The sequence below is a fragment of the Frankia sp. CgKIO3 genome (assembly GCF_977946435.1).
Genome location: NZ_CDWTMO010000253.1, coordinates 1 through 4,034, shown reverse-complemented (window position 1 = coordinate 4,034; position 4,034 = coordinate 1). Strand labels below are relative to the sequence as shown.

Genomic DNA, 4,034 nt, shown 5'->3' with positions numbered 1-4,034 from the left:
GCCAACCACCGAGTACCGGACCGCGATCCCGCCCCGGCCGCCGGTCCCGCCTCCGAACGAACGGCTGGCGGGACCGGCGGACGCGCACCATGCACCGCCGCAGGCTGCTCGGGCGCGCTACGCCGACGGAGGTACCACCGTCCCGGATGTCGGCGTTTCACGGCCCCCGGTGGCGACGTCCGGGGCGGCGCCACAGCGTGTGCCGCTCGAGACCACGCCGCCCGCCGATCCCACCGCGCCCGCCGAGGCGCAGGTCCGGATTCTCGGGCTGCCCACCGTCGAGGGTCCCGGGCGGCGACCCGCCGAGCGCATCGACCTGTTGACCGAGGTCATCGTCTACCTCGCGCTGCACCGGGAAGGCGCAGACAGTCGGCTTCTCGCCGAGGAGATCTGGCCATCCGACACCACAGAGGAGATCGCCGACGCCGCGCTGGCCGAAGCGCGCCAGTGGCTGGGGACCGATGCCAACGGCTCGCCTCGAATCATGATCGGCCCGGATGGCCGATGGTGGCTGAGTCCGGATGTGCGCTGCGACTGGGAACTCTTCGTGGCCTACACCCACCGGGCCGGTCTGCCGGGCAGCGACGCCGAGGCGGATCTGACGACGGCCCTGCGGATGGTCAGCGGCCCCCTGTGGACGGATCTGCCTGCCGGGCGGTACCGCTGGGCGACCACCGGGCCAATCGCCCGAAGCACCTGGGCGGGCGTGGTCGACGTGGCGCATCGCCTCGCCCAACTGACGTTGGACTTCGGTGACACGATGACGGCGATGGCGGCCTGCCGCACCGGGCTACGGGCTGTGCCGACCTCCGAAGTGCTCTGGCGGGACCTGCTGCGCACGGTCGCCGCGCGGGGTGATTGCCGAACTCTGCAGGCTGTGGCAACGGAGATGTACCGAACTATCGGTGTCAGCGGGGTGCGCCGCGGCGGGCGGGCCGAGGCCAAGACGGACGCACTGGTGCAGACCCTGCTGCCCGGATTCCGTCGCGGCCGGCGGTAGTGCCCGTCTCCGCTCCCGGGGCAGCCGGCAGAGGACCCGGCCTGATGGCTGGTCGCTGGTGACGCTAGCCAACCTCGGGGATCTTGGGCACCCCGGAGATCTCCGAGGCACCGGGGTCCGCGGTGAACTCGGCAGCCGCGGCAGGAGAAGAATCGGGACCGCGCAACGCCGACGCGCAAACTATGATCGCGACGAGCAGGACAAGCACGACGACCATGGCGAGTTGCAGGCCCGCCAGCTCGGCGAGCCCACCGATGAGAGCCGGCCCGCACAACCATCCGGCATACCCGACCGTGCCGACCACGGCGATGGAGCTGCCCGTCGACGACCTGAGCCGCCCCGTCGCGGAGAACACCGCGGGCAGCACGCAGGCGGTGCCGACGCCGAGCGTTCCGAATCCGACGATTCCCCCGACCGTGCCGAACGCCGAGGAACCGAGCGCAAGCATGACCGCGAATCCCACCATCGCGGTCACGGCGAGGCCGCGGACCGTTCGGGTCGGGCCGAACCGTGCCATGGCGCGGTCCCCGAACAGGCGCACGACGAACATGCAGGAGGTGAAGGCCACAAAGCCGATACCCGCGATTCCGGCAGCCGCTCCGGCTACCTCGGTGAGGTAGACGGCGCTCCAGTCCGCCGCCACACCTTCACAGAGGAAACTACCGAAGGCAATGACGCACAGTGCGACGAACTGCCGGGCACGGCTGCCGGTGCCCGCGGGACCCGGGGGCACCGCTCTGTCGCGGTCTCCGCCCCAGCCGTCTCGCCCGTCCCCTGGCGCGACTTCCGGTGCAGCGCCGTCGGGCAGCATCCAGGCCGTGGCGGGTAGGGCGGCAGCGAGACCCAACCCGCCGAGCACCGCGAACTGCACGCCGATCGGGACACTCAGAGCGGCCGCCGCCGAACCGATCCCGGCCCCGGACAGGGCACCCGCCGTCCACGCCGCATGGGCGGAGGTCATGATCGGCCGCTGGTAGCAGCGCTCAATCCCCACGGCCTGGGTGTTCAGGGAGATGTCGAGGCAACTGCTGGTCGCCCCCCACAGGGCGAGCAGAGCGAACAGAGACCAGGGTCCCTCGATGAGCGGGACCAGAAGACCGGTGGCGCAGTAGGCGGGCAGACCTGCTCGCACCATGGTGATGCTGCCGTACCGGGTGACCGCCAGACCGATCAGCCACAATGTCAGAACCGCCCCGATCGGGGCGCCGAGCAGGGTCAGACTGAGCTGCCCGTCGCCGAGTTCGAGCCCCTCCTTGATTTGCGGTATACGCGGCGCCCAGCTCGCAAGCAGCAGAGCCAGCAGGAACAGCGAGCTCATCGTCGCCGCCCGGGCACGGAACAGTGCTTGGGCGGCGAAGGGCTGGCTCCGAGTCGCGCGGCGCACGCCGCCCGGATCCATCAGGATGATCTCCAGCCGTCGATCTTCACGATGCGCACGCCGGGAGGAGAATTACCCTGCGCCCCGGATCGTTACGCCTCATTACTCCACGCGACGATACTCGATAAGATCGGGCAGCGCTCTGGCGACAGCCAATCATGTTTTGACAAATCTAATTACGATATACAAAATCTAATTACTTTGCATAAAATCAAATTATGATCGACGGCACCTGATGACGTCCCGATGTCACTATGAGGACTGCTCGACCATGAGGACCTCTCGGCAGCGGGCGCTAACGTGCCCGCCCGATCGGGCACGATGGCGTTCCCGTGGCCGTCGCGTCGGGTACTGGCGGGGTGCGTCTGGTCATGCTCTCGGACACACACCTCCCGGTGCGGGCGCGCGAGCTGCCCGCCGAGGTCTGGTCCGCCGTCGACGCGGCGGACGGTCAGCGGTTGACCGTCCGCCGCGCGCCCCACCGGCAACTCCTCCTGCCGGCGCCGCAGCTGCCGATTCGACGATGACCCCACAGCTGTCCACACAAGAAGCACAGGATGAACTACAGACAGCTATATCCCCCTCGGAGGATCGGTGCCATCCGTCGGGTGCTGTAAGCTGGTACCGCCGGCCACCACGGCGGTACATCGCGCTCGTAGCTCAACGGACAGAGCATCTGACTACGGATCAGAAGGTTGGGGGTTCGAGTCCCTCCGAGCGCACGTCAGGTTGAGACAGGTCAGAGCCCCGTAGCCACTACTCCGGCGCGGGGCTCTGAGCTTTGCGTAGGCGATCTCCCAGCCCGGGCGGAGAGGGTCAATCGCCCTCGCGACGGATCCGGAGAAGGCCGCGGTGCAGCCACTGTCACGGCCCCAGCGAGATCGGCGAGGTCGTGATGCGTGACCAGGTCCTCGACGGCCGCGATCACGGCGCGTGCCGACTGGTCGTCAAGCCGGAAGACCACGATCCCGCTGTGCGATCCCGGCAGGTAGGCACGGATGTTCCCGAAGCCGCGGTCGAGGGTGAACACGATCCGGTTCTCGGCAACCGCAGCAGCGAGCACCTCCGGATCGGAGCGGCCCGACAGGTTCTCCGCAAGCACGGTATCGGCGTCGATCCCGTGCTTGGCGAGTCGCTCGGCAAGGGAGACCGGGAGACCCTCGTCCAGCTTGACCTTCACGGCGCGGTACGAAGCGGCACGAGATCCTCCCGCACCAGACGCGCCCCGTAGGCAGCGGCCGCACGGATCCCCGACACGGTCAGCGACGGGTACTCCGCGATGATCTCACCGTCGGACATACCGCCGGCAAGGCAGTCGAGCACGACACTCACCGGCACCCGGGTCCCCCGGATACACGCCTGCCCATGACCGACTGTCGGGTCGGCCACGACGAGCGCCAGAAGATCTTCCGCCATGCCTCCCAGTATGCTCCCGGATCTCAGCGTCGAGCGCCCATCACGTGGTCCAAGCCGTGGCACGAGTGACAGCCAAGTTGACAGCCAAGCCGCTGGACGCGGGTGGACGTCGACGGACACCGGTGGACGGAACGCTCATGGTCAGCAGACAGGGCGGACGTTGACAGACGTCGACGGAAGATCCAAATCTAACTACGGATCAGAAGGTTGGGGGTTCGAGTCCCTCCGAGCGCACGCCAG

The 4,034-nt window shown here is 68.5% G+C and carries 5 protein-coding genes and 1 tRNA gene; 3 read left to right on the top strand and 3 right to left on the bottom strand.

Annotated features, from left to right (window positions below; all coding sequences use genetic code 11):
• Positions 1-1,000: bacterial transcriptional activator domain-containing protein (locus AC08OJ_RS19065; protein WP_476596451.1), on the top strand; the 1,000-nt coding region annotated here is incomplete at its 5' end.
• Positions 1,001-1,064: 64 nt separating this feature from the next.
• Here the strand turns inward: AC08OJ_RS19065 and AC08OJ_RS19060 are convergent.
• A complete protein-coding gene (locus tag AC08OJ_RS19060) occupies positions 1,065-2,399 on the bottom strand; it encodes an MFS transporter (protein WP_476594616.1) in 1,335 nt (444 codons plus the stop codon).
• 311 nt (positions 2,400-2,710) lie between these two features.
• On the opposite strand from AC08OJ_RS19060, the gene AC08OJ_RS19055 reads away from it, so the two are divergent.
• Both AC08OJ_RS19055 and AC08OJ_RS19050 read left to right on the top strand, forming a co-directional pair.
• Entirely contained in the window at positions 2,711-2,905 is a 195-nt protein-coding gene (locus AC08OJ_RS19055) for a hypothetical protein (protein WP_462188987.1), read from the top strand.
• Between the two features lie 122 nt (positions 2,906-3,027).
• Positions 3,028-3,100 (top strand) — tRNA-Arg (locus AC08OJ_RS19050).
• Between the two features lie 17 nt (positions 3,101-3,117).
• Here the strand turns inward: AC08OJ_RS19050 and AC08OJ_RS19045 are convergent.
• Entirely contained in the window at positions 3,118-3,558 is a 441-nt protein-coding gene (locus tag AC08OJ_RS19045) for a DUF5615 family PIN-like protein (RefSeq protein ID WP_476594618.1), read from the bottom strand.
• Positions 3,555-3,794, bottom strand: coding sequence for a DUF433 domain-containing protein (locus AC08OJ_RS19040; RefSeq protein ID WP_476594619.1), 240 nt, complete (start codon positions 3,792-3,794; stop codon positions 3,555-3,557). Before AC08OJ_RS19040 ends, AC08OJ_RS19045 begins: the two co-directional genes overlap by 4 nt.
• Between the last annotated feature and the right edge of the window lie 240 nt (positions 3,795-4,034).

Bases quoted from the DNA above. Each gene is read 5' to 3' on its own strand.
- AC08OJ_RS19040 (WP_476594619.1), bottom strand. From the start codon at position 3,794: ATGGCGGAAGATCTTCTGGCGCTCGTCGTGGCCGACCCGACAGTCGGT.
- AC08OJ_RS19060 (WP_476594616.1), bottom strand. From the start codon at position 2,399: ATGGATCCGGGCGGCGTGCGCCGCGCGACTCGGAGCCAGCCCTTCGCC.